Origin of the sequence: Rhodococcus sp. 1R11, from assembly GCF_004563845.1 — a bacterium.
Taxonomy (GTDB): Bacteria; Actinomycetota; Actinomycetes; order Mycobacteriales; family Mycobacteriaceae; genus Rhodococcoides.
The window spans coordinates 266,576-291,426 of the sequence record NZ_SPNG01000005.1; the positions used below are offsets into that span (position 1 = coordinate 266,576).

The following is a 24,851-nucleotide window of genomic DNA, read 5'->3' on the forward strand; positions in this document are numbered from 1 at the left end:
CGAACAATTCGTGCACTAATCAATTCTGCTACTCTGGCCACCGTGACCACCACCGAGGATCCACTCGCGCTCGATCGCCAGGTCTGCTTCGCCCTGGCCGTCACCAACCGTGCTGTGCTGTCGGTGTATCGGCCGTTGCTCGAACCGATGGGCCTGACCCATCCGCAGTATCTCGTGATGCTGGCCCTGTGGGGCGAGTCGCCGATGTCGGTCAAAGCGATCGGCTCCGCGCTGCAACTCGACTCACCCACCCTGTCCCCGCTGCTCAAGCGTCTGGAATCGATGGGGCTGCTCACCCGCACACGCAGCACGGAAGACGAGCGCATTCTGCTCGTGTCCCTCACCCCCGCCGGAGCCGCCCTCCGTTCCGAGGCCGAGAAGATTCCATCCGCGGTCGTGGCGAGACTCGGTGCGTCACTCGACGAACTGGAGCAGTTGCGCCGCGTCCTCACTCGCGTCAACGACGCGGCGATCGCAGCAGGAGCACTGACATGAGCGCACGACCCCAGCACACCCGTCCGAACGTCGGCCAATGGTTGGGCTATGCCGTCCTGGGCCGCAAACTCCCCGACTCGATGCAGGATTGGGTTCGACGCGACCTCGTCGGCCCGGGCGCGACACCGCGTCACATCCTGCGGTCGATGATCCCGTTCCTGCCCATCTTCATCGGGTTCTTCGTGCTCTTTCCCGGCGCGATCTGGTTACGTGCCTCGATGGTCCTGTTGGCCCTGCTGCTCGCACTGTTCTACACCGCCGCATACATGGACCAGAACCGCGCCCGTCGTCTCGAGATTCACGGACTGCCCGCCGACCTGAAGAGCGAGAAGAAGACGGCGGAACTCGAACGCGAACGCGAGAACTACCGTCGCAACCACTGACCGGCCGGTCAGTGCTCGCGGGCAAGACCTGCGGTGAAGTCGTCGGCGATCATGACGGCCAGATCCCGCGTCTTGCGGTTGGTGTTCTGTGAGAGTTCGGTCAATTGCGTGAACGCGGCGTCGGCGTCGATGCGGTACACCGACATGAGGATGCCGACGGCTCGTCCGATCGTGCCGCGGGTCTCGAGCGCCGTACGCAGTGTCGCGGCCTGATTGCCGCTCTCCGCGATCAGCTGCTCGCGCATCCGTGACAGTTCGAGGTGCACGCGAACGCGCGCGACGAGTTCGCGGTCGTGGAACGGCTTGACGATGTAATCGTCGGCACCGCGCCCGAGTCCGTCGAGCACAAAATCCGTTCCCGCACGAGCGGTCAACAAGATGACCGGCACTCGCTGCAGCTCGGCGTCACCGCGGATGTCGTCCACCAGATCCAGACCACTGCGCCCCGGCAGCATGACGTCGGAGAGCACCAGCCCCGGCAGCATCGTCCGGGCACGATCGAGAGCGGTCTCGATGTCCCCCGCTGTCGAGACGGACCACCCTTCGTCGGTCAGCAGGCGCGCGAGGTAGTTGCGCATGTCGACGTTGTCCTCGACGAGCAGGACGTCTGCGCGACCGGTCGTCTCGGGAACGGGCTCGATCGAGGGGAAGATCGCCGAGATCGGATCGGCCGGAGCACCGGGTCGATCGACAACGGCAGCTTCTGCGGGCAACCGCGGCACCTGCACGGTGAAAGTACTTCCCCGGCCCGCGTCGCTGTCGACGTCGATGCGTCCGTTCAAGGCGGTCAGCAGGTCCGTCACCAGGGCAAGCCCGATTCCGGACCCTTCGATGCTGTGCGCGCCTTCTCGTTCGACGCGGTGGAACCGGTCGAAGATTCGAGGCAGGTCCTCGGCCGGAATTCCCAGTCCGGTATCTGCGACCACGAGCCGGACGGTGTTCTCGTCCGCGACCAGACGAACCGACACCCGTCCGGCCGGGGTGTACTTGACGGCGTTGGCGACGAGGTTGAACACGACCTTCGACCACATTTCGGCGTCGGTCAGTACCACGACGTCCTCGGCCGCATCCACGACGAGCTCGAGCCCTTGCGCCGACGCGACGGCCGAGAACATCGTCGCGCAATCGCGTGTCACCGAGCCGAGGTTCACCGGCTCGGGTCGAGGGACGAGTCGGCCGGCCTCGGCATTGACGATGTCGAGCAGGTCGTCCACCAACCTGCGCAGCCGCATCGACGCGCGATGAACGACGTCGAGTGATTCGCGGTCGTTCGCGTCCAGCACCGAAGCAGCGTTCTCGCGTACCGAATCGAGCGGGCCGGTCAGCAACGTCAGCGGGGTGCGGAATTCGTGCCCGACGTTCTCGAGCAGCCGAGTCTTCGCAGCATCGGCGTCGGCCAAGGCCGCCACCCGGCTGCGCTCCATCTCGAACGCGTGCGAGGCCGTCAGTGCAGTCGACAGGCGTTCGGCGACGACGACGCAGAACGAGGTGAAGGCATCGTCGATCACCCGATGGCTGCTCACCCCGATCAACAACGCCCCGACCGGCTGTACCCGACCGGCCATCGTCAACGGCACGACGACGGCCTGCGGAACGTTGCCGTCCACCTGCACGGTAGCGCAGGCGACCGCACCGTCGGCAACTCGAGAGATGTCGGCGCACTCCCACGTCGCAGCCTCGTACCCGGCGTCGCCGCCGGTCACGACACACTCCACCGGACCGTCCGCATTCAGATCTTCGCGGAGGTAACCGGCGACGAGGGGAAACTCCGACGCTTCCGCCGCGAGCACGCCCACTGCCGCACGGCAGATGTCCACGGCACCGTCGGTGTCGTTGCCCGTCAGCGTGCCCAGGCTCAGCAACGCCTGCATGCGGCGTTCGCCGAGGAGCTGCTGGGTGACCTCCGACGTCGCGACGAACACGCCGAGGACCGCGCGCTCGGGACCGTGAATCGGACTGTACGAGAAGGTCCAGTACGTCTCTTCGAGGAACCCGTACCGATTCATCATGAACCGTTGGCGAGCACCGTGCACCGCAGTGCCGCCGTCGACGACCTGATGAGCCAATGCGCCGATCTCGTCCCAGATCTCTGCCCAGCAGTCCCTGGCCGGCTGCGCTGCGGCGGCGGGAAACTTGTCACCGAGAAAATCGGTGTACGAGTGGTTGAAGATCTGCACCAGGTGCGGCCCCCACCAGATCAACATCGGGATGGTCGACGGCATGACCGTGCGGATGGCCGCGATCAGTTCGTACGGCCATTGCTCCACCGGTCCCAGCTCCGTAGAGCTCCAATCCAGCTCGCGAAACCGAGCCTCGGTGGCATTGTCACCGGGAAACAGCTCGTCGAGCCGAGCCGAACCGGGATCGGGTACTGCGGGATTCATGGCCTCGTCCTTAGTCACATGCGGCCGTAGGTCAAGGACGGGCGCAATCTCCTCGTCGATTCTATCCGAGCGCCAGGTGGGCAAGCGTTTCGCTCACCTGCGCCGGGGGTAATCGGCCGCTCATGCCCACCTCATCCAGTCTCCCGTATCCCCTGGGCGTCTCGCGTCTGTCCGACGACGGTGCCAACCTCGCCGTCTACTCCGAAACAGCCGACTCGGTGTCCGTCGTCGTGATGAACGAAGACGGAACAGAGCGCAGTACAACGCCGTTGACGCTTCGCACCGGTCACGTCTTCCACGATCTGGTGCCCGACGTCACGCCGGGAACGCGTTACGGTCTCCGCGTCGACGGCCCGTGGGATCCCGCCTCGGGGCTGCGCCACAACCCGGCGAAGCTACTGCTCGACCCGTACGCCACGGCCATCACCGGCCAGGTCGACTGGAACGAGTCGGTGTTCTCGCATCTGCATGCAGAGCCGGAGACCCGCAACGACGAGGACTCTGCGCCGCACATGCCGTATTCCGTTGCAGTGCAATCGAACTTCGATTGGTCGGGCGACGAGGCACCGCACACTCCGCTGGACAGCACCGTCGTCTACGAGGTCCACGTGAAGGGCTTCACTGCCACCAATCCCGATGTTCCCGAGGACATTCGAGGAACGTACGCAGGCCTGGCCCACCCCGCCGCGATCGCGCACCTGAAGCGTATCGGGGTCACCGCAGTGGAGCTGTTGCCCATTCATCAGTTCGTCCAGGATTCGCATCTGCTCGAAGAGGGACGCCGAAACTACTGGGGCTACAACTCCATCGGCTTCTTCGCCCCGCACAACGAGTACGCCAGCACCGGCGACACCGGCGGCCAGGTGGACGAATTCAAGGCTTTGGTCAAGGCGATGCACGAGGCCGGTATCGAGGTCATCCTCGACGTCGTCTACAACCACACAGCCGAGGGCAACCACCTGGGACCGACGTTGTCGCTCAAAGGAATCGACAACGGCTCGCACTACCGACTCGTCGACGACGACCGCAGCGCCTACTACGACACCACGGGCACCGGCAACAGCCTCAACGTCGGACATCCCGCGGCGCTGGGCCTGATCATGGACTCCCTGCGGTACTGGGTCACGGAGATGCACGTCGACGGATTCCGTTTCGATCTCGCGAGCACCCTGACCCGTCAGGACTCCGGCCTCGACGTACACAGCGCGTTCCTCGATCTCGTACACCAGGATCCGACGCTCGCACCCGTCAAACTCATCGCCGAGCCCTGGGACACCCAGGGCTACCAGGTGGGCGGGTTCCCGGCCCGGTGGTCAGAGTGGAACGGAAAGTTCCGCGACGACGTTCGTGACTTCTGGCGCGGCGAGGACGGCGCGTTGCCCGCTCTGGCGCAACGTGTCACCGGCAGCCCCGACGTGTACGAGAGCACCCGGCGCCCGACGTTGGCGAGTGTCAACTTCATCACCGCCCACGACGGCTTCACCCTGGCCGACCTCAACTCCTACGACGAGAAGCACAACGAGGAGAACGGCGAGGACAGCCAGGACGGCGAATCCGACAACCGTTCGTGGGGATGTGGCGCCGAGGGCCCGACCGACGACGAGGGCGTCAACGCACTACGCGCCCGCCAGCAGCGTAATCACCTTGCCACACTGCTCCTTTCGGCCGGCGTCCCGATGATCCTCGGCGGCGACGAACTGGGCCGAACGCAGAACGGCAACAACAACGCGTATTGCCAGGACAACGAGGTCTCCTGGTTCGACTGGAGCACAGTCGATCAGGATCTCGTGGACTTCACCACCCACCTGATCTCGCTGCGTGACGAGCATCCGGCCTTGCGCCCTACCTGGTTCCGGCACGACAGCGAATCCGAAGAGGACGGGGCAGGCCCCGATACGGTCGACTTCTACCGCGCCGACGGTCAGAAGCTGGTCGACGAGGATTGGTCCGACGGCAACGCCCACAGCATTCTGATTCTGATGCGTGCAGGCGAGGGAGACGCAGCATTCGCCTGGATGGTCAACGCCTCACCTGCCACGGTCGAATTCACTCTGCCGGAAGGCACGTGGAGTCAGTCGACGTCGAGTGATCCGGATCAGGCGTACGAGGCGGGCGGACCGTCCATTCTGATTCGCGAGCATTCGTTCACGTTGCTGCAGGGCTGATCGGTCCACCGTTCGAGAACCTGCAGCCATTCCTCCGAGTCGGAGTGTCCGGCCCACGCGATGTATCCGTCGGGCCGGACGAGGACGGCGGGGCCGCTGTCGGCACGGCGGACGATGTCCGTTCGAGCGCAGTGGCTCTCGCCGATCATCAGGAATTCGGTGTCGCGCAGCGCACCGGTGATCGTGCCCTCGGTCAGCGGAATCTGCACGCCGCGGGTGCCCACCAACGGGTGCTCGCCGCGCCGGTGACCGTACGAAGTCCCGATGCCGGAGAACATGCCGGCAATTTTGCCGACGGCCCGTGGTCGCCGAAGCGCTCGAGCCGAAATCGTATTGCGGACCGTGCGCGCAATCGCCGAGCGCAGCAGCAACATTCGGATTGTCGCGCCGCTGCTGCGCACGACCATCCGCCCCACCGGATGACGTTCGTCGTGGTAGGTGTCGAGGAGTGACTCGTCGGCACCGTTCAGAACGGCCGCCAGTTTCCAGCCGAGGTTCATCGCGTCCTGGATACCGGTGTTCATTCCCTGCCCGCCGGCAGGTGAATGTACATGCGCCGCATCGCCGACCAGGAAAACCCGCCCCTCTCGATATCGCGCCACCTGCCGTTCGTCGCAGGAGAATCGCGAGCTCCAGCGAATCTCGCTCCAGCCGTAGTCGGTGCCGAATGCACGGTGCAGGACTCCGCGCAGCATCGATTCGTCGACCGGATCGCTTTCCGCGGCGTCGTCCGTGCGATCCCAGGCTATGACGCGGAACCACCCGTCTCCGAACGGTGCCACGAATGCAAAACAATCCCTACCTGCGTCGACATTGATCAGACCTTTGGGCGGGTCCATCAGCCGCACGTCCGCCAGCATGATGGAGCGAAGCAATTTCCTGCCGGGAAAGTCCATACCGATTGCGGTGCGCACGGTGCTGTGCACTCCGTCGGCACCCACCACGTACCGGGCCGTCCACTGCTGTTCGCGGCCGTCGGCGTCCCTGCCGAACACGGTCACACCGTCGCTGCCCTGCACCAGGCCGCTCACCGTCACCCCGCGCAGGATGCGGGCACCGTGATCACGTGCATACGATTCGAGCACACCGTCGACGTGACTCTGAGGTGTGACCAGGAGGAAGGGGAACGACGACGGGAGCACACCGAGATCGAGCTCCAGTCCGTTCCAGAGCTTCAGGCCCGAGGCACGAGTTCCTCTCGCCAGCACCGCATCCGCCAACCCACGGCTGTCGAGGACCTCGAGGGTGCGTGCGTGCACGCCGAACGCTCGGGACAACGGCGAGAGCGCGGCATGCTTCTCCAGCACCGTCACCGACCGACCGGCCCGTGCCAGTTCACCGGCCAGCATGCAACCGGCAGGCCCGGCTCCGACGACGAGGACATCCGACTGGTTCATGGCGCTCCCGAGGCTCTCGATTGGGCGGTCAACAGTTGTTGACTTCCGACCATAGACCCGTCGAGCGCAGCGGTCAACGGTTGTTGACTTAGGGTAGGGGCATGGCCGACCGACCCCTCCGATCCGCATCCGCCACGCGCACCCGCATTCTCGACGCGGCCCGCGCGCAGTTCGCTGCCGACGGCTACGACCGCACGACGATGCGATCGGTAGCCGCCGTCGCCGGCGTCGACGCGGCGATGGTCGTCCGATACTTCCGAACCAAGGAGACACTGTTCGCCGAGGCCGCGACGTTCGTGCTCGACGTTCCGGACCTGACCGGCATCACGCCCGACGACATTGCAGAAGTGTTGATGCCCAGGTTCTTCCAGGTCTGGGAGGACGACGGAACCTTCCTCGCCCTGATGCGCGCTGCGGCCACGAACGCGGCGGCAGCGTCGACGATGCAGCAGGTGTTCGCCACGCAGGTAGCGCCCGCTCTGGCCGCAATCGCGGTGGACCGGCAGGACGAGCGCGCGGCGCTCGTCGGATCTCAGATACTCGGTCTGGTCTTCGCTCGCTACGTGCTGAACATTCCACCACTGGTCGACATGAGCCACGATCAGCTGGTTCGGTGGGTGGGGCCGACTCTGCGGCGCTATCTCACCGAACCTGTGTGACCGACCGACCCGAGCGATCAGGCCGCGGGCAATACCTTCGTGAACAGCACGGCTCCGGTCGCGTTGCACAGGTTGACCGTCAGATCGCGCGAGTCCCCGTCGATGAGCACCTCACCGAAATGCTGAAACGCGTCGAGCGGCGACGCGTTCGGCTCCGGTGGCGCGTGCACGAACACTGCCTCCGGGCCGAAGGTGCCGTCCAAGTCGTTGGGGCCGAACGCGCCGGCATTGAGCGGCCCGCTGACGAATTCCCAGAACTCGCGGAATTCCTGGTAGGCCGCGCGCTCCGGCGAATAGTGATGCGCTGCTGTGTAATGCACGTCGGCGGTGAGCCAGACGGTGCCGGTGACGTCGTTCCGGTCGATCGCGGTGAGCACCTGCGCGATGTCGGTCTCACGACCCAGCGGCGCACCGGGGTCGCCGTTGCCGACGCCTTCCTGCGCGAGCTTCCCATCAGGCACGACGAGCCCGAGGGGCAGGTCGTTCGCGATGATCTTCCACGTCGCGGTGGAGCGGGACAGCTCGTCGATCAACCACTGACGCTGCGCCGAGCCGAGGATCTCCCCTGACGCAGCGGTGTTCGCACCGTTCGCGTCCTTGTACGTGCGCATGTCGAGGACGAAGACGTCGAGCAGCGGCCCGTAGGCGATCTTGCGGTACACCCGGCCGTCGACGGCTTCTGTGGGCGCGATGGGCAACCACTCGTGAAACGCCTGCAACGCTCTCTGCGAGAGCAGGTCCACATCTTTCACCGTGTATTGCTCGAGGTCGAGGATCTCACCGGGGTACCAGTTGTTGACGGTTTCGTGATCGTCCCACTGGACCATCTGGGCGACAGACGAATTGAAGCGGCGATAGTTGTCGTCGGTGAGGTTGTAGGCGTATTGACCGCGGTACTCGTCGAGCGTCTCGGCGACCTTGGACTTGGCCTCGCTCATGGTGTTTCGCCAGATGCGGCCGTCGGGAAGTGTCACGCGCTCCTCGAGCGGGCCGTCCGCATAGATGACATCGCCGCTGTGCAAGAACAGATCCGGCTGCCTGTCGGCCATCGCCGAGAAGATGGTCATACCGCCGATGTCGGGGTTGATGCCGTAGCCCTGGCCTGCGGTGTCGCCACCCCACAACAGGCGGATGTCGGATGGGCCGTCAGGAGCTGTGGAGAACATACCGGTGACGGGTTCCGACGTCGCACCGTCCTCGCCCTCGAGCGTGACGCGATAGTGAACCTTCTGTCCCGCAGGCAATCCGGTCAGGCGCAGCACACCCGTGCCGTCGGACTGCGGGGTCAGCAGTGGCCCGCGCATCGTCGTCACCGAGGAGAACGAGTCCGTCGCTGACGTGTCGACGATCATCGTTGCCGGAGTATCCGAACGTGCCCACACCAGCGCTCCGTCGGCACGCACATCACCGCTGGCGACTCCGTGTGTCAGCATCGGCCGGGCGCGAACCAGCGCCGGGCTGCACGCCAGCACAGGCGTGGCAGCGGCACCGAGAGCGGCATATCTGAGGAGGGATCGACGGGTGAGCTGCATGCCCTCCACCGTCCAGCATCGAAGTGAACGGCTCGTAGCGCTCAGGAAGACAGACGAGTTCCGCCGCAACTCGTCACGCAGTCCGATGAGGAACGCGGCCGCAGGATCGGAAACACAACCACCGAACCCGACCCTGCGGCGCTACCTCACCGAGACGCTGTGAGGGGTCAGCTCACCCCGGCGCGCACGTCCGGTGCCCCGAGCCTGGCCGCGTCGGCGGTCTCGTCATCGGGCTGTTGCTGTGAATCTCGTTCCGCCAGAACACGAAGACGGTAGTGCTCGATCTCTTCGGTCCGGTGCTGATCGTCCCATCCGAGAATCGGAGCCACCAGCCGAGCTACTTCCTCGGCTGCTGCTTCACCACGATCGGGAACCTCGATGGAGATGCGGGTGCGCCGGGTCAGGATGTCCTCGAGATGCTGCGCGCCTTCGTGACTCGCGGCATAGACGACCTCTGCCTTGAGGTACTCCGGTGCGCTGTCGAGAGGCTTCCCGAGTTCGGGATCGGCGTCGATCAGATCCAGCACCTCACCCATCAGGGTGCCGTACCGACCCAACAGATGCTCGACGCGTGAGACCCGCATGCCGGTGCGCTCGGCCGTCAGATTGCGGGAGTTGTACGCCCCGAGGTAGCCGTCGGCCCCGACGAGTGGGATGTTCTCGGTGACACACTTGGGCACTGTGCGTTCGAGTCCGTGCACCGCGGCATCCACTGCGTCCTTGGCCATCACGCGGTAGGTGGTGTACTTGCCACCGGCGATGACGGTCAGTCCTCGCACCGGGCTGGACACCGCATGCTCGCGGGAGAGCGTGCTGGTGGAGTCGGATTCTCCGAACAGCAACGGCCGCAGACCTGCGTAGACCCCGACGACGTCGGCGCGGTCCAGTGGATCGGCCAGCAGCTTGTTCACGTGCCCCAGGATGTAGTCGATGTCGCTCTGGCTCGCGGCCGGGTGAGCGAGATCGAGTTTCCAGTCGGTATCGGTGGTGCCGATGATCCAATGGCTTCCCCACGGGATGACGAAGAGCAGGCTCTTCTCGGTGCGCGTGATGATGCCCGTGGCGCTGTTGATGCGGTTGCGGGGCACCACCAGGTGCACGCCCTTGGATGCGCGAACCTGGAACTGCCCACGCCCGCCGACCATCTGCTGGACCTCGTCGGTCCAGACACCCGCGGCGTTGATGACCTGCTTGGCACGCACCTCGAACGAACGACCCGTTTCCAGATCGCTCGCCACGACTCCGACGACCTTGTCGTCCTCGCGAAGGAAGCCCGTGACGCGAGTGCTGTTGGCGCACAACGCACCATAGGCGGCTGCGGTCCGCGCAATCATCATCGTGTGCCGAGCGTCGTCGACCTGGCCCTCGTAGAACTTCACCGCACCGCGAATCGCCGACCGCTTGCCGGAGGGGAAGGATTCGAGCGTCTTCTTCTTACCGAGATGCTTGTGATGACTCGGTACGCCGCGTCCGGCACCCATGACGTCGTACACGCCGATGCCGAGCCCCACGTACGGACGGTCGATCACCTTTTCGAGCGGATAGATGAACGGGACCGGCCGAGCGAGGTGCGGGCACAACGTGTTCAGCACGAGCGAGCGCTCTTTGAGAGCCTCGAACACCAGCGAGAAGTTGAACTGTTCGAGGTACCGCAGACCGCCGTGGAACAGCTTGCTCGAGCGACTGGACGTGCCGGCCGCATAGTCGCGCGCTTCGAGCAGTCCGACCTTCAGACCACGCGTCACCGCGTCGAGAGCCGTTCCCGCGCCGACGACGCCGCCGCCGATCACCAGGATGTCCAGCTCTTCGGCTTCCATCCGCGCGATCGCCTCGGCGCGCGCGGTTGGACTCAAAGCCGTTGTGGTGGAACTCATTCTTCATCAACCCAATCGAGAGTACGTGTCACTGCCTTCTTCCAGCCGGCGTACAGCTTTGCCCGCTGGTCTTCGTCCATGGACGGTGTCCATGTCTTGTCCTCGGCCCAGTTCTGGCGAATGTCGTCCTCGCTCGCCCAGTACCCGACGGCAAGGCCTGCCGCGTATGCCGCTCCGAGAGCGGTGGTTTCGGCTACGACGGGCCGCACCACGTCGACGTTCAGGATGTCGGACTGGAACTGCATCAACAGTTCGTTGACGACCATTCCGCCGTCGACCTTGAGTACCTCGAGGTCGACGCCGGAGTCGGCGTTCATGGCCTCGATGACCTCACGCGTCTGGTACGCAGTGGCTTCGAGTACGGCGCGGGCCAGGTGGCCCTTGTTGACGAATCGCGTCAATCCCACGATGGCACCACGCGCATCGGCACGCCAGTGCGGAGCGAACAGACCCGAGAACGCGGGCACGAAGTACGCACCGCCGTTGTCGTCCACCGAACGCGCATCGGTCTCGATGTCCGCAGCCGAGGAGATCATGCCGAGGTTGTCCCGCAGCCACTGCACGAGCGAACCCGTCACCGCGATCGAGCCTTCGAGCGCGTACACCGTCGGCTGGTCGCCGATCTTGTAGCAGACGGTGGTGAGCAGGCCGTTCTTGCTCATGACCTTCTCGGTGCCGGTGTTGAGCAGCACGAAATTGCCTGTGCCGTAGGTGTTCTTGGCCTCACCGGGAGACAAGCAGGCCTGGCCGAACGTGGCAGCCTGCTGGTCGCCCAGGATGCCGGAGATCGGCACACCGCGGAACGGTCCGCGTTCACGGCCGGTGCCGTACACCTCGGAACTCGACCTGATCTCGGGCAGCATCGACATCGGAATGCCCATGTCGGCGCAGATGCCCTCGTCCCACTGCAGGGTGTCGAGATCCATCAGCAACGTGCGCGAGGCGTTGGTCGGATCGGTGTAGTGCAATCCGCCGTCGGTTCCGCCGGTCATGTTCCACAGCACCCAGGTGTCCATGTTGCCGAAACACAGCTCTCCCGCTTCGGCTTTGGCCCGTGCACCGTCGACGTTGTCGAGAATCCACTTGATCTTCGGGCCGGAGAAGTAGGTGGCCAACGGCAGACCGGTCTTGGCGGTGTACTTGTTGGCATCGCCGCCGCCGAGAGCGGTCGCGATGCGATCGGTACGGGTGTCCTGCCAGACGATGGCGTTGTAGATCGGCTTGCCCGTTTCGCGATCCCACACCAGCGCCGTCTCACGCTGGTTGGTGATACCTACTGCGGCGATGTCCTCGCGCGTCAGATCCGCTGCGGCCATGGCACCGGCCGCCACGGCGCGCACGTTGTCCCAGATTTCCGATGCGTCGTGCTCGACCCAACCGGCCTGCGGGAAGATCTGCTGGTGTTCCTTCTGATCGACGGCGACGACGGTGCCCGCGTGATCGAAGATCATGCAGCGTGAGGACGTGGTTCCCTGATCGATCGCGGCGACGTACTTTCCTGCGAACTCGGTCATGGCTTCTCTCCTGTGGTCTGGGTGTCTGCTGGGAGTCGTGATGGCGGCTCGGGCGTCGAACCTTCTTGTTTGCGTAGGTTCTTCCCGATCAACAGGTCGTACAGGAACACTCCTATCGGTCCACCTACGAGAGGTCCGACGATCGGCACCCAGAAGTACAGGCCACCGTATTGATCTCGCCACGCTCCACCGTAGCCCGTGATGTACGACGCCAGGCGAGGTCCGAAATCTCGAGCCGGGTTGATCGCGTAGCCGGCGTTGGTGGCCCAGGCGAATCCGATGGCGACGACGATGAGGCCCACGATCAGCGGAGCCATGTTGGCCATCGGTGCGGTGCCGAGCGAATCGGTCACGGCCACGATGAGGAACAGCAGAATTGCGGTACCGATGATCTGGTCGATCAGTGCCGAGGACACACTCACCGGCAATGTCCCGTTTCCGGGCAGTGTCGAGAAGATGGTCTGAGTTGCGGTGGTGTGCCCGGGGTCGACCGCGTTGATCATGTCGTTGTAGTTCCAGCGCACCAGCAGTGCGGCCACGAAGGCGCCTGCGGTCTGCGCCAGGATGTACGGCGCAACCATCTTCCAGCTGAATCCGCGGAAGAGTGCGAACGTGATGGTCACGGCGGGATTGAGGTGCGCGCCGGTGATACGGCCCGCGACATAGATACCGAACATCACGCCCAGCCCCCACGCCCAGGCGATCGAGTCGTGACCGCCGAGACTGCCGGACTCACCACCCGAGACGACCTGCGCGACGACGCCGACGCCGAACAGAATGAGAATCATGGTTCCGGCGAACTCGGCAGCCATGTGCGCCGGCAGTCCCCATTCCGGTTCCTTACGAGCCATTGTGTAGCCTCCGCAAAGTTGGTGATGCACGCCACATTGCGTGCTGTTTGCCACGGTAGACGTCCTGCACTGCGTTGCACAGCTGATGCACATACGTGCAATTCGGTCGTACACTGGTGCCGGTGACGGAATCCGACATCACTCCCGAATCCGACCTGCGGACCGGCCACGCCACCCAGGCCGCGCGGCTTTATTACTTCCAGGACATGACGATGGCGGCAATCGGCCGTGAGCTGGGAGTCTCTCGTTCGACGGTCTCGCGGCTGATCACCTTTGCTCGGGCGTCGGGATTGGTGGAAATCAAGATCTCCACACCGCTCGGACAGGCACCTCGAATCGAGCAGGCATTCGCCGACCTGTACGACATCCGTGCACATGTCGTCCCCGTCTCGGAGACGGTGGACGAACTACAGCGTCTCGATCGAGTCGCCACCTTCGCCGGCCGACTGCTGACGTCGTTCTTCGAGTCCGACATGGTGATGGGTGTTGCCTGGGGAACCACCGTCAGCGCCGTCAGCCGCAAGCTGGCCCCCAAGAGAACCCACAACTCGACCGTCGTGCAGCTCAACGGGGCGGCCAACACCCGCACCACCGGAGTCTCCTACGCAACCGACATCATCAAGACCTTTGCTGACGCGTACGGAGCTGTGGCACAGGGTTTTCCGGTCCCGGCATTCTTCGATTACCCCGAGACCCGCCGACACTTGTGGCGTGAACGCAGCATCAAGCGAGTACTCGAGCTACAGGATCGGATGAACCTGGCCGTGTTCAGCATCGGCGTCATGAGCGGAGCCGTGCCGAGCCACGTGTACAGCGCCGGCTACCTCGAACCCGAGGACGGTGCCGAACTCCGACGGGACGGCGTGGTCGGCGACATCGCCACCGTGTTCCTCCGCTCCGACGGCAGTTACGACCGCATCGCGCTGAACGACAGGTCCAGCGGCCCCAGCCTCGACCGACTCAAAGCCGTTCCACGCCGGGTTGCGATCGTGGCCGGGGAATCCAAACTCGACGCCCTCACCGCGGCCCTGCGCGGTGGTCTGATCACCGATCTGGTGATCGACGACATCAGCGCTGCGAAATTGGTGTTGCGCTCGCGCTGACCCATGTGAGTGGAAACTCGACCCCTGCTACGAACTTCCGCGCACGTGGGCAACCCTTGCGCTCGACCGAATCTCGTGTCACTCTTGATTCATGACAACAGGAAAGGCGGACACCGCCTCACCGAAGTGAGCGCCGTGCCGATGCCGTCGACATTCCCCCGTCGAGGCACATTCTCCGAAGATCCCGATTCCTACGCCGAAGACATTCGCGCGGTCTGTGCACAACGGGACCGGTGGCTCGATTACGGACTGAAAGCCGGCCCAGCCGACAGATCTGTCGCGGAACATGCTGTGGCACAACTGTATCGATCAGCCGGGTTCGATGAACCCGAGTTCCATTGGGTAACGTCACCACAGGCTGCAGCGACCTTCATCGCCGGCAGACACTTGGCGAGAACACCGTCGACATCCACCGCCGGTACCGAGGTGGACGCCGAGATCGCGACCATGTTGTCCGACTCCCGGCGCCGCATGGACCACATCATCGAGCGCCGCCACATCGAATGGCCGCGGGAACACCGTTGGAGCACAATCAACGGCAGCAACGACTTTCGAGTCCGCGGCGTCATCGCCCGCGGTACCCCGATCGAGGCGGCCCTCGCCGGGATCAGCCCGGATCCCATCATCGACCGGACAGTCCGTACGTCGTTGCACACCAGCCTGTTCGACGGAATTGCCACTGCCATCCGCACGACCACTCCCCGCCCGTTCGGCTCCATCACCTGGTACGGCCAACAAGAAGCCCATCGCGTCGCCTACTACGACGCTTTCCGTCGCCACGGCCTCGCACGCTTCTCTTTCGAGGACGTCGAACTACTCGACGTCCAAACCGCCCTCATCGAGTCGACGGGGTGGTGGTGGGCGTTCGAGAACATCGCAGTGATGGCCGATCGGCCCACCGCCGTACACGTCGAACCGTTGCCCGATTCGCCGCACGGTGAAGTGCGACTGCATAATTCAGACGGGCCGGCCGTGGAGTTCGCCGACGGCAGCGCGGTCCACGTACTGAACGGCACCGTCGTTCCGAGCTGGGTCATCCGCGACCCGACGGTCGACCGCATCACCGTCGAACGCAACGTCGAAGTCCGACGAAGCGCCATCGAACGAATCGGCTGGGACACCTATCTGGAGCAGGCAGGCCTACGTCTTGTCGACACCGGCCAGGATCCGGGGAACCCGGGCTGCACCCTGGAGCTGTACGCAGCACCGGAGGGCTGGCAGGACGGGGGACGAATTCTGCTCGCCGTCAATGGTTCTCGTGAACGCGACGGTCGACGGCGCCGCTACGGGCTGCGGGTCCCCGCTGCCTTCACCTCCGCCGTCGACGCGGCAGGCTGGACCTACGGTCTGGCCGGAGCCGACTATGCCCGGCTCCTCCGCCGTACGTGACTCCCCACGACCTCCATCGATACCCACCCCACAACTACCCACCCCAACGACCAACCACAGGTGACCCCATGAACTCGAACATCACGCTGTCCACTCTCACCGACCGCACCGGTCTGGATGTCTTCGACTACCTCGACAAGGAGATATCGGTGCCCGTCGTCAACGGGTCGCAGGCCCAGGGAGATCTGATCGTCGTCCCGCTCGCCGTACTCGACGGCATCGTCGTCACCACCGAACGGACCCGACACGAGACCGTGCCGTTGTCCGGGATCGAACTACTCCGCAGTGCGGCAGGCGGCAATCCGCACAGCCTCGTCGCCGACGGCAGCGGGTGCACCTGGTCGAGTCCGGTGCACGACGTTCGACGCCTCGCTCTGGGCATCCTGAGCAACTCGGAGACCGCCTACCTCATTCACCCCGAACACGGAGCCACCGGAATTGCACCCGGCCGATACGTCATCGGTCGTCAGCGCGAACGCGGCGGAGACGGCTGGTTCTCGTCGACGCACCTGATCGCGGACTGACGCGCAGACTCCGTGTGATCTGTATCGCATCAACCGGGCACTGATAGGTGCATCTCAGAAGGGGCGTCGGGGGAGTAAGTGTGACTCGATGTAGCACTAAGGTTCGCGTCATGACTGCTGTTGTCGCACAGACCGTCGCATGACCGGCGCCCCTTCGCCGGTGCAGAACCGTCTCCTCGGAATCGCCCTCGTCGTGCTCATCGTCGTGTTCGTCGGGTGGAGTGTCACCTCGTACAACAAGACGTTCGTCGACGTCGTGACCGTCTCCCTCGAGACCGACAGCGTCGGCAACGCGCTGCCCCGCAATGCCGACGTCAAGGTGCGCGGCATGATCGTCGGCGAGGTCCGATCCGCCACGACCACCGACGGCGTCGTCACCTCGGAACTTGCGATCGAACCGGACAAGGCTCCGATGATTCCCTCGAACGTCACGGCCCGCCTGCTGCCCAAAACACTGTTCGGCGAGCGGTACGTCGCGCTGATCCTGCCGGACGGCAAGCCCGGTTCGCCCATCACCGAGGGCACCGTGCTCAAGCAGGATCGCAGCGGAAATGCCATCGAGGTAGGGCAAGTGCTCGACGGCCTACTGCCGCTGCTCCAAGCCGTGCCGCCGCAGGATCTCTCGAACACCCTCGGCGCGCTGGCACAGGGGTTGAGCGGGCGCGGGGAACAGCTGGGCTCGACGATCGATCGACTGGAGAACATCTTCTCCGGACTGAACACCGAACTCCCCGCAATCCAGCAGGACCTACGCGGATTGGCCGACTTCTCCGAGACCTACGCCGACGCAGCTCCCGAGCTGATCAGCGCCCTCGACAATCTGCGGACGACCGGCAACACCGTCGTCGAGAAGCAATCCGCACTCGCGACGCTGTACACGTCGGTGACGTCCGCCTCGAACACGACGGCCGGCTTTCTCGAGGCGAACTCGACGCAGCTGATCGGTCTCGCCGCGAATTCACGCGAGGCTCTCGAAGTGCTGGCCGAGTTCTCGCCCGCCCTGGGCTGCACGGTCGCACAGTTCGCCGAAGGGGCACGTCGCGGCAGGATCGTCACCGGCGTCGGCGACGAGTATCCGGGCATCAACGTCTCGATGCCGTTCGTCAACCCCAAGGGTCGGTACCTGCCGAACCAGGACGAGCCACGGCTGTTCGAGCAGACCCGCGGACCGAGCTGCTACACCCCCCTCGACCGCAATGCGGGCGAGTACTTCCCTCAGTACCCGGGCGGCTCGCCCAACGACGGCTCGTACCAGGTACCCACCAGAAACCCGGGCGAGCAGAACATCCCGGTGCTCTCGGCTCCACAGCTCTCCTCCGTACCCGCCTCGTATGCGGGCTCGGTCACCGAGCAGCAGACCCTGGCCGTCATCTACGGCGGTGCCACCGGAATCGCACCGGAGGCCGTCCCCTCCTGGACCACGACGGTGGGCGCGCCTGCGCTTCGAGGAACTCAGGTCACGCTCCGCTGACACCGCCTGATTGAATGGTCCGCATCCCCCGTCGACGAGCGCGGCGGGTAACGATTCAGGAGTACAGATGCCAGTCGACACGAACGCCGCAGGATTCTCGATCCAGTCCTCCAACGACGGGCGCGCGGCCGTCATCTCGGTAGCCGGCGAGCTCGACGTCACGACTGCCCCGGCACTGTCCGAGGCCATTGCCGCACAGACCGCGACCGGCCCGGCTGCACTGATCGTCGATCTGAGCGGAGTGTCGTTTCTGGCCTCGGCGGCCATGACAGTTCTCGCGACGACGCAACAGGAGTACGGCGAGTCCCTGTCGTTCTCGGTCGTGGCCGACGGGCCGACCACCAGCCGGCCGATCAAGCTGATGGGCTTGGATCAGGAATTCACACTGCACGCCGACCTGCCGTCAGCCCTCGCTGCTCTCGGCTGAGTCGGGGGCCGGGGATACACCGAGTGCCATCACGGCGGCGTCGTCGGCCAGACCGTCGCCGAAACTGCGCAGCAGCAACCGCAGATCGTCGACGATGGCTGCCGGAGTCGCCGGAGCGTGTGCCGTCGCGAATTCCAGGAGAGCACCGTCGTCGTCGTATCGGCCCCGGCCGACTCGTGCTTCGGTGAGTCCGTCGCTGTAGAGCATCAGGGTGTCCCCTGCTTCGAGCGTGACAGTCGCCGGAACGAAGCGAGCGTGCCGAAGAATTCCGATGAGCTGGCCGCCCGTCATCGGCACGTAGTGGGCGGTGCCGTCGGCCCGAAGGACCAGCGGTGGGGGGTGCCCGCCACTGGCCATCGAAACCTCGAATCCTGTGTCCGTCCGGCTCAGAATGCCGAAGACCGCGGTGCAGAACTGCGCGTTGGCATCCCGGAACTCTTGTCGTAGAACAGAATCCAGATTCTGTAGCACCGCAACAGGGTTCTCGTCGTACACCGCCGCCGCACGCAGGGTGTACCGCGTCAGCGACGTCACAGCGGCCGCCGCTGCACCCTTGCCACAGACGTCGCCGAGAAAGAACCCCCAACAGTCGTCGGACAACGGAAACAAGTCGTAGAAGTCGCCGCCCACCTCGTCGCGCGACGCTGCCCGGTAGTGCGCTGCCGCGGTCATCCCCGACGGCGGTAGCAGTGCAGGCGGCAACAGCGACCGCTGCAACGTCTTGGCCAACAATTCTGCTCGCGTGCGTGATTGGACCAGTTCACGCTCGTAGGTGCGGCGATCGCGAGCGTCGAGCGCGGTGATGCGGATCAGTACCGGCCGGCCCGCTGCGTCGATCTTCACGTTCGCCGTGATGAACACCGGCAACCGTCGACGATCTGCCGTCACCAGGTCCAGTGCGATGCCGTCGAGCTTGCCGTTCATCAACAGCATCGGCCCGAAGTGGGTCTCGTAGTGAATGCGTCCACCGACGGTGAGCAGCTCCCCGAAGTCGGTGTCGACCAGCGCGTCGACCTCGAAGCCCAGCCAGGTTGCCAGCGTCGAGTTCAGTCGCGCGATACGCATGTCGGGGCGCACGGACAGGTACCCGCATGGCGCATTCTCGTACAGGTCCTCGACGTCGAGGTCATCGATCACGACGGTCTCACGAAGTCCGCGATGGTCTCGGCCGTCAGTTCGGGTGCGGTGATCTGCGGGCAATGGCCACTGACGTCGAGCGTGATGCGGACGCTCCCCGGGATCTGTTCGTGCACGAACCGGCCGACCTGAGGCGGTGCGAGCGAGTCGCGCGCACTGTCGATGATCAACGTCGGCACCGGTACTCCAGGCAGATCCGCCCGATTGTCGGACAGAAAGGTGGTGCGGGCGAACACCCGTGCGCACGCCGGATCGGTTCGGCACACGCTCGCGGTCCACATGCTCTCGAGTTCCGGTCGATCGGGTGCGTTCACGACCACCGATGCCATCGATGCAGACCAACCGAGGTAGTTGCTGTCCAGCGATTCGAGCAGCTCGTCGATGTCCTCGGAACTGAACCCGCCGCGATAGTCGCCGTCGTCGATGTACCGGGGAGACGGAGTCAGCAGAATCAACTTGGTGAATCGATCGGGCGCAGCGGTGGCAGCCAGCACCCCCATCATCGACGCCACCGAGTGACCGACCAACGTCACGTCGGTCAGGTCGAGTTCCTGCGCTATATCGACGATGTCGGCGGCGTACGTGCTCATGTGGGCGTATCGCTCGGCGTCCCAGGCCGCCGGGTCCGATGCCCCGGCCCCCACATGGTCGAACAGGACGATCCGGAACCGCGAAGCCAGGATTTCGGTGACGCCACGCCACAGCGTCTGGTCGCAGCCGAAGCCGTGCGCCAGCATCACGACCGGGCCGTCGGCAGCTCCGACGACTTTCACGTTGTTCCTGATACGTGCACTCACCCGCACAGTGTGTCATCCGGCACCGGCAGCGGGGAGTGAGACCGCCTGGACGGGGTATGACCCCTGTCTACAGAAACGAGAATCTCATGCGAGTGCTGGTCACCGGCGCAACCGGATACATCGGATCTCGGCTGATCCCCGTGCTTCTCGAACAGGGCCACGAGGTGCACGCCGCGATGCGTGATCCGAAGAAGAAGTCGCGTTTCGCCTGGGGTGCGCATGTGACGGCAGTCCACTTCGACCTCGACGACCACGACAGCTTCGACTCTGCCACCGAGAACGTCGACGCGGTCGTCTACCTGGTGCATTCGATGGACGAGGGCGATTTCGTCGAGAAGGATCGCCATGCCGCGCAGTCCATGGCCGCCGCTGCGGAACGCAACGGTCTGCAGCGAATCGTCTACCTGTCCGGACTGATTCCCGACGACGGCACTCCGCTGTCGGACCACCTGCGCTCCCGGCTGCAGGTCGAGGAAGCGTTCCTCGACAGTTCTGTCGATGCCACCGTCCTACGGGCGGCCATCATCCTCGGCTCCGGATCGACGTCCTTCGAGTTGGTGCGACGCATGACCGAGCGACTGCCGGTGACGCCGATCCCGACGTGGATGCGGAGGCAGGTGCAGCCGATCGCCGTCGTGGACGTCGTTGCCATCATCGCCCGCGCCCTCGGCGAGACATCCCGCCCCGGATCGTTCGACATCGGGGGCACCGAGACGATGAGCTACCCGGAACTGCTGCAGGCGTACGGCAGCGTCGCCGGTCTGCGTCGGGCACAAATTCCGGTGCCACTGCTGCCGACGGGGTTGGTGGGCCGCGCGGTCGCAGTCATCACCGCGATGCCGCCCGGCACCGTGATCTCGTTGGTGGAGAGCCTCACCCACGACATGGTCGTGCGACGCGGTAATGCCGCGACGGAAGTGTTCGCAGAACCGGATACGACGTTGCTCAGCGTTCGGGAGGCCTTGGAACGCTCCATCACCGTGGCAGCCGGGGAAGGTACGGACGCACACGCCGATCCTCAGGCCGCAGCCGACACCGATCCCGACTGGGCAGGCGGAGTCGTCGACATCGTCGACGGCACCGTGCGACAGCGTCCGTCCGGCATCGCCGGCAAGGTCCAGCTCGGCGCGACCCGATAGCCGATGTCGCTGTAGCTGTCAGCCGATGTCGCTGTAGCGATGGGCCCAGGGCACTGCTCGTTCCAACTGCGCCGCGAGTTGGACGAGCAGCCCCTCCCCGCCCAGCGGCGCGAGAAAGTGTGCGCCCATGGGCAGACCGGTGCCCGTCCAGTGCAGCGGAACCGACAGGGCCGGACGCCCGGTGACATTGGCGGTCTGGGTGTACGGAATCCACGAGATGTTCTCGTCGATCATCTGATCGACGATGCCGGTGTACTTGAGCATTCCCGCAGTTCGGCTGCGCAGCAACAAGTCCGATGCCAGCTGCAACGGCTTCGCGAGTTCGAACGCCCCGATCTTGGGCGGCAGCTCGGCCAGAGTCGGCGTCAGCAACAAGTCGTACGTCTCGAAGTAGGTGGCCAGGGCCCGGACGTGCAGGTGACGGCCTTCCACCGCGTCGAGGTAATCGATTCCGCTCGCGGATCGGCCGAGAGCGGCCATGATTCGAGTGTCTCGCTCGAATGCGTCGTCACCGCAGCCGGTTCTGCGCTTGACTTCTTCCATTTCCCACGCGAGGTACGTGAACCAGGCGAGCAGGAATTCGCGATTGAGCGCTGCGTCGTCGAACGGCGGGGCCTCGAGCAGTTCGACGGTATGGCCCAGTTCGCCGAGCGTTGTCGCCGCCGATTCCATCGCAGCGATCGCCTCCGGGGCCGGCGACGGATTCACCGAGGTCGCGGCGTACATGCCGATCCGTAACGGCCGCGGGTCGGTGTCCATCCGGGACAGGAAGCCGTCGGGCGGCGGTGTGGACGAGTATCCCGACGTCGGCTCACCACCGGCGAGGATATCGAGCATCGCGGCGGTGTCGCGGACCGACCGCGACACCACGCCCTGCACTGCGGCCCCGTGCATCGGCTCGCCGAAAGTCGGTCCCGACGGCACCAGTCCACGGCCGGGCTTGAGCCCGACCAATCCACAGCACGCCGCCGGAATGCGAATCGAGCCGCCGCCGTCGTTCGCTCCCGCCACCGGCGCGATTCCGGCCGCGACCGCCGCAGCAGAGCCACCGGACGAGCCACCGGGAGTTCTGCTGCGGTCCCACGGGTTTCGAGCCGGTCCGAACACTGTCGGCTCGGTGATTCCCTTGGCGCCGAACTCCGGGGTGTTCGTCTTACCGAAGATGACCAGGCCTGCGTCGAGCCAGCGCTGCACCACCGTGGCGTGTTCGGGCATCGGCAGCTCGGTGAGTGCACGTGAACCACTGGACGTGGGCAGCCCCGCGTAGTCCTGGGACAAGTCCTTGATCAGAAACGGCACCCCGGCGAACGGGCCCTCCAGCGTTCCGGCCAGCCGCTGCTCGGCCTCCTCGCGCATCGGGCGCACGATTGCGTTGAGCCCCGGGTTCACCGACTTCGCCTGCTCCAGTGCGCAATCGAGAAGTTCACGCGGAGTGACATCACCTGTGGAGACCAACTCGGCCAGCCCGAGGCCGTCGTACGTCCGATACTCGTCGATGCGCATGAAGTCACTGTAGATGTCAGTTGCCGCCGGAGGCACGAACTCGACGAGATCGCAGTTGTGCAGGCATTCGGGGCCGAAACAGCCACATAACTGCGAACTCGACGCGAACCGTCAGAAACCGATCGGCAATCCGGCGTAGTTCTCCGCCAGTCCCATGGCACCCGCCTCACTGGACGCCACCCATTTCAGTTGCGAGAGTTGCAATTGCGCATCGAAGGGGTCGTCGCCGGTATGCAGCATCGTCGTCATCCACCACGAGAAGTGGGTGCAGCGCCAGACGCGTCGAAGTGCGTCGTCGCTGTAGCTGTCGGCGGCGCGCGAATCGTTCCCCTTCAGCTTCTGCGCCAAGGCAGGCGCGAGCAGAGCCACGTCGGCTACCGCGAGATTGAGACCCTTCGCCCCGGTGGGCGGCACGATGTGTGCGGCGTCGCCGGCCAGGAACAGGTTGCCGTGTCGCATCGGTGTCTGCACGTAGCTGCGCATCGGTAGCACACTCTTCTCGGTGATGGGACCGGGATTCAGTGTCCACCCGTCCTGACCGTGACCGAGCCTGGTCGCCAACGCATCCCAGATGCGGTCGTCGGACCACGTGTCGATATCGGTTCCGTTCGGCACCTGCAGATACAGCCGGCTGACCGTCGACGAGCGCATGGAGTGCATCGCGAAGCCGTCCTGGTGCCAGGCGTAGATCAGTTCGTCGGTCGAGGGGGCGACATCGGCGAGCACACCGAGCCAGGAGTAGGGGTAAACCCTTTCCCAGGTGTTGCGCACCGAATCGGGCATGGCCGCCCGGCTCGGCCCGAAGGAACCGTCGCAGCCCGCAACGACTGTCGCGTCGATTCGCACCGCGTTGCCCGACGCGTCGGTGAAGGTGACGTAGGGGGCGTCGGATTCGACGTCGTGCAATGCCGTATCCGAGACGTCGTAGTAGATCTGTTGGCCGGCCTTCTCGCGTGCCACCACGAGGTCCTTGGTGACCTCCGTTTGTCCGTACACCCAGACACTCCGGTCGACCAGATCACGAAAGTCGATGTGGTGCCGCTCTTCCGGCCACTGCAGGTACACACCGCGGTGCTCGTCGCCCTCGCGGTGCAGGCGCTCACCGAGTCCGTGTTCGTCGAGCAACTGGACCGTGGAGTGTTCGAGGACTCCGGCCCGGATTCGCGAGAGCACGTATTCCTGAGTACGTGACTCGATCAGAATGGAGTCGATCCCCTGCTCGTCGAGCAGGTGGGACAGCAGCAGACCCGCGGGCCCTGCACCGATGATGGCAACCTGTGTACGCATGCATGCAGTAGACCCCGGGATCTCGACCCGAACAAGACCGTGCTTCCACTGAGTGAAAACGGCCGACTACCCGCCGAGACTTCGTCCGATCCCCTGAGCCGCAACCTGAAGCGCGGCAACCAGTCTCACTCGATCGCGGCCCAGCTTGGGAACCACGATTCCCAATGCGGCGACCACACTGTCGCCGGCACGCACCGGCACAGCCACCGAACACGCACCGAGTGTCATCTCCTCGACCGTCTGCGCGAAGCCCTCGCGACGCACTCGGCGCAGCTCGTTCTCCAGCTGCCCGGGATGCGTCACCGTGTACGGGGTGATGCGGTCCAGAGAGCACAGCACCTGCTGCTGCACCTCCCGCGGCGCATACGCCAACAGCACCTTGCCGACGCCGGTGGCGTGCAGCGGCAGCCGAGCGCCGACGCGACTGACCGCGGGAACCGATGCGTGGCCGGCCAACCGGTCGAGATAGAGCACTTCGCCCCCGTCGCGGATGGCCAGGTGCACCGTCGCGAGTGTCGCTCCGTAGATGTCGTGCAGAAACGGTGATGCGATGTCGCGAAGATCGGACTGATCGGGTGCGAGCAAGCCCAGTTTCCACAACCGCCTGCCGACGACGTAGCGCCCGTCGTCGCCCCGGACCAATGCGCCCCACTCCACCAGTTCCCGCACCAGCCGATGCGCAGTGGCGATGGGTAGGTCGGCACCGGCGGCCAAGTCGGTCAAGGTCAGCGACGGCGCCTTCTCGTCGAACACACCGAGTAGGGCCAGCAGGCGCGCAGCCACCGAGACTCCGGGGTCTCGAGCATTGCCAGCCACCCCA

The 24,851-nt window shown here is 65.0% G+C and carries 21 protein-coding genes; 10 read left to right on the plus strand and 11 right to left on the minus strand.

The genetic code is table 11. The annotated features are described in order from the left end of the window. Window positions 1–42: 42 nt before the first annotated feature. Both E4P29_RS11310 and E4P29_RS11315 read left to right on the plus strand, forming a co-directional pair. Complete coding sequence (locus E4P29_RS11310) at window positions 43–495, plus strand: MarR family transcriptional regulator (RefSeq protein ID WP_209205373.1); 453 nt, start codon at window positions 43–45, stop codon at window positions 493–495. Further along, window positions 492–878, plus strand: a complete 387-nt coding sequence (locus E4P29_RS11315; RefSeq protein ID WP_135044663.1) for a DUF5313 family protein — start codon at window positions 492–494, stop codon at window positions 876–878. The genes E4P29_RS11310 and E4P29_RS11315 overlap by 4 nt, the downstream gene beginning before the upstream one ends. Window positions 879–886: 8 nt before the next feature. Here the strand turns inward: E4P29_RS11315 and E4P29_RS11320 are convergent, their stop codons facing one another. Continuing rightward, window positions 887–3,262, minus strand: coding sequence for an ATP-binding protein (locus tag E4P29_RS11320; RefSeq protein ID WP_135044665.1), 2,376 nt, complete (start codon window positions 3,260–3,262; stop codon window positions 887–889). Window positions 3,263–3,384: 122 nt separating this feature from the next. On the opposite strand from E4P29_RS11320, the gene glgX reads away from it, so the two are divergent. Then, window positions 3,385–5,427 (plus strand): glycogen debranching protein GlgX, encoded by a 2,043-nt coding sequence (glgX, locus tag E4P29_RS11325; protein WP_135044667.1) that lies wholly within the window; start codon window positions 3,385–3,387, stop codon window positions 5,425–5,427. Here the strand turns inward: glgX and E4P29_RS11330 are convergent. Further along, window positions 5,358–6,824, minus strand: coding sequence for an FAD-dependent oxidoreductase (locus E4P29_RS11330; RefSeq protein ID WP_135044669.1), 1,467 nt, complete (start codon window positions 6,822–6,824; stop codon window positions 5,358–5,360). The genes glgX and E4P29_RS11330 overlap by 70 nt on opposite strands. A gap of 101 nt (window positions 6,825–6,925) precedes the next feature. Between E4P29_RS11330 and E4P29_RS11335 the strand changes: the two genes are divergently transcribed. Next, complete coding sequence (locus tag E4P29_RS11335) at window positions 6,926–7,483, plus strand: TetR family transcriptional regulator (RefSeq protein WP_135044671.1); 558 nt, start codon at window positions 6,926–6,928, stop codon at window positions 7,481–7,483. 17 nt (window positions 7,484–7,500) lie between these two features. Here E4P29_RS11335 and E4P29_RS11340 read toward each other — a convergent pair whose 3' ends face one another. The 4 genes from E4P29_RS11340 to E4P29_RS11355 form a co-directional block, all read right to left on the minus strand. After that, a complete protein-coding gene (locus E4P29_RS11340) occupies window positions 7,501–9,015 on the minus strand; it encodes an alkaline phosphatase D family protein (RefSeq protein WP_135044673.1) in 1,515 nt (504 codons plus the stop codon). Window positions 9,016–9,182: 167 nt separating this feature from the next. Then, window positions 9,183–10,889 (minus strand): glycerol-3-phosphate dehydrogenase/oxidase, encoded by a 1,707-nt coding sequence (locus tag E4P29_RS11345; protein ID WP_027494672.1) that lies wholly within the window; start codon window positions 10,887–10,889, stop codon window positions 9,183–9,185. After that, a complete protein-coding gene (gene glpK, locus E4P29_RS11350) occupies window positions 10,886–12,403 on the minus strand; it encodes a glycerol kinase GlpK (RefSeq protein WP_032367858.1) in 1,518 nt (505 codons plus the stop codon). The genes E4P29_RS11345 and glpK overlap by 4 nt, the downstream gene beginning before the upstream one ends. Next, window positions 12,400–13,254, minus strand: a complete 855-nt coding sequence (locus E4P29_RS11355) for an MIP/aquaporin family protein (RefSeq protein WP_027494674.1) — start codon at window positions 13,252–13,254, stop codon at window positions 12,400–12,402. Before E4P29_RS11355 ends, glpK begins: the two co-directional genes overlap by 4 nt. A 122-nt stretch (window positions 13,255–13,376) precedes the next feature. Here E4P29_RS11355 and E4P29_RS11360 point away from each other — a divergent pair, with 122 nt between their 5' ends. The 5 genes from E4P29_RS11360 to E4P29_RS11380 all read left to right on the plus strand — a co-directional run bounded on the left by E4P29_RS11360 (window position 13,377) and on the right by E4P29_RS11380 (window position 18,168). Next, entirely contained in the window at window positions 13,377–14,357 is a 981-nt protein-coding gene (locus tag E4P29_RS11360; protein ID WP_135044675.1) for a sugar-binding domain-containing protein, read from the plus strand. Window positions 14,358–14,498: 141 nt separating this feature from the next. After that, window positions 14,499–15,746 carry a DUF6745 domain-containing protein gene (locus E4P29_RS11365; protein ID WP_135044677.1) on the plus strand — a complete coding sequence of 416 codons (1,248 nt, stop codon included), beginning with the start codon at window positions 14,499–14,501 and terminating at the stop codon, window positions 15,744–15,746. Window positions 15,747–15,814: 68 nt separating this feature from the next. Then, window positions 15,815–16,270: a hypothetical protein gene (locus tag E4P29_RS11370; protein ID WP_135044678.1), complete on the plus strand. Its 456-nt coding sequence runs from the start codon at window positions 15,815–15,817 to the stop codon at window positions 16,268–16,270. Window positions 16,271–16,409: 139 nt separating this feature from the next. Then, entirely contained in the window at window positions 16,410–17,741 is a 1,332-nt protein-coding gene (locus E4P29_RS11375; RefSeq protein WP_135044681.1) for an MCE family protein, read from the plus strand. Window positions 17,742–17,808: 67 nt separating this feature from the next. Then, a complete protein-coding gene (locus E4P29_RS11380) occupies window positions 17,809–18,168 on the plus strand; it encodes an STAS domain-containing protein (RefSeq protein WP_135044683.1) in 360 nt (119 codons plus the stop codon). On the opposite strand, the gene E4P29_RS11385 is transcribed toward E4P29_RS11380, so the two are convergent. Together E4P29_RS11385 and E4P29_RS11390 are read right to left on the minus strand one after the other, a co-directional pair. Then, window positions 18,145–19,305, minus strand: coding sequence for a SpoIIE family protein phosphatase (locus E4P29_RS11385; RefSeq protein WP_245154268.1), 1,161 nt, complete (start codon window positions 19,303–19,305; stop codon window positions 18,145–18,147). The genes E4P29_RS11380 and E4P29_RS11385 overlap by 24 nt on opposite strands. Then, window positions 19,302–20,102, minus strand: a complete 801-nt coding sequence (locus tag E4P29_RS11390; protein WP_167735447.1) for an alpha/beta hydrolase — start codon at window positions 20,100–20,102, stop codon at window positions 19,302–19,304. Before E4P29_RS11390 ends, E4P29_RS11385 begins: the two co-directional genes overlap by 4 nt. Window positions 20,103–20,158: 56 nt before the next feature. Here E4P29_RS11390 and E4P29_RS11395 point away from each other — a divergent pair, with 56 nt between their 5' ends. Continuing rightward, on the plus strand, window positions 20,159–21,241 hold the full coding sequence (locus E4P29_RS11395) for an NAD(P)H-binding protein (RefSeq protein ID WP_135044685.1): 1,083 nt from the start codon (window positions 20,159–20,161) through the stop codon (window positions 21,239–21,241). 18 nt (window positions 21,242–21,259) lie between these two features. On the opposite strand, the gene E4P29_RS11400 is transcribed toward E4P29_RS11395, so the two are convergent. From E4P29_RS11400 to E4P29_RS11410, 3 genes are all read right to left on the minus strand, one after another. Continuing rightward, window positions 21,260–22,744 carry an amidase gene (locus E4P29_RS11400; protein ID WP_135044687.1) on the minus strand — a complete coding sequence of 495 codons (1,485 nt, stop codon included), beginning with the start codon at window positions 22,742–22,744 and terminating at the stop codon, window positions 21,260–21,262. A gap of 111 nt (window positions 22,745–22,855) precedes the next feature. Next, window positions 22,856–24,031, minus strand: coding sequence for a 4-hydroxybenzoate 3-monooxygenase (locus E4P29_RS11405; RefSeq protein WP_135044689.1), 1,176 nt, complete (start codon window positions 24,029–24,031; stop codon window positions 22,856–22,858). Between the two features lie 66 nt (window positions 24,032–24,097). Next, the gene (locus tag E4P29_RS11410; RefSeq protein WP_135044691.1) at window positions 24,098–24,847 is read right to left on the minus strand and encodes an IclR family transcriptional regulator; all 750 of its coding nucleotides are present in this window, start codon (window positions 24,845–24,847) and stop codon (window positions 24,098–24,100) included. Between the last annotated feature and the right edge of the window lie 4 nt (window positions 24,848–24,851).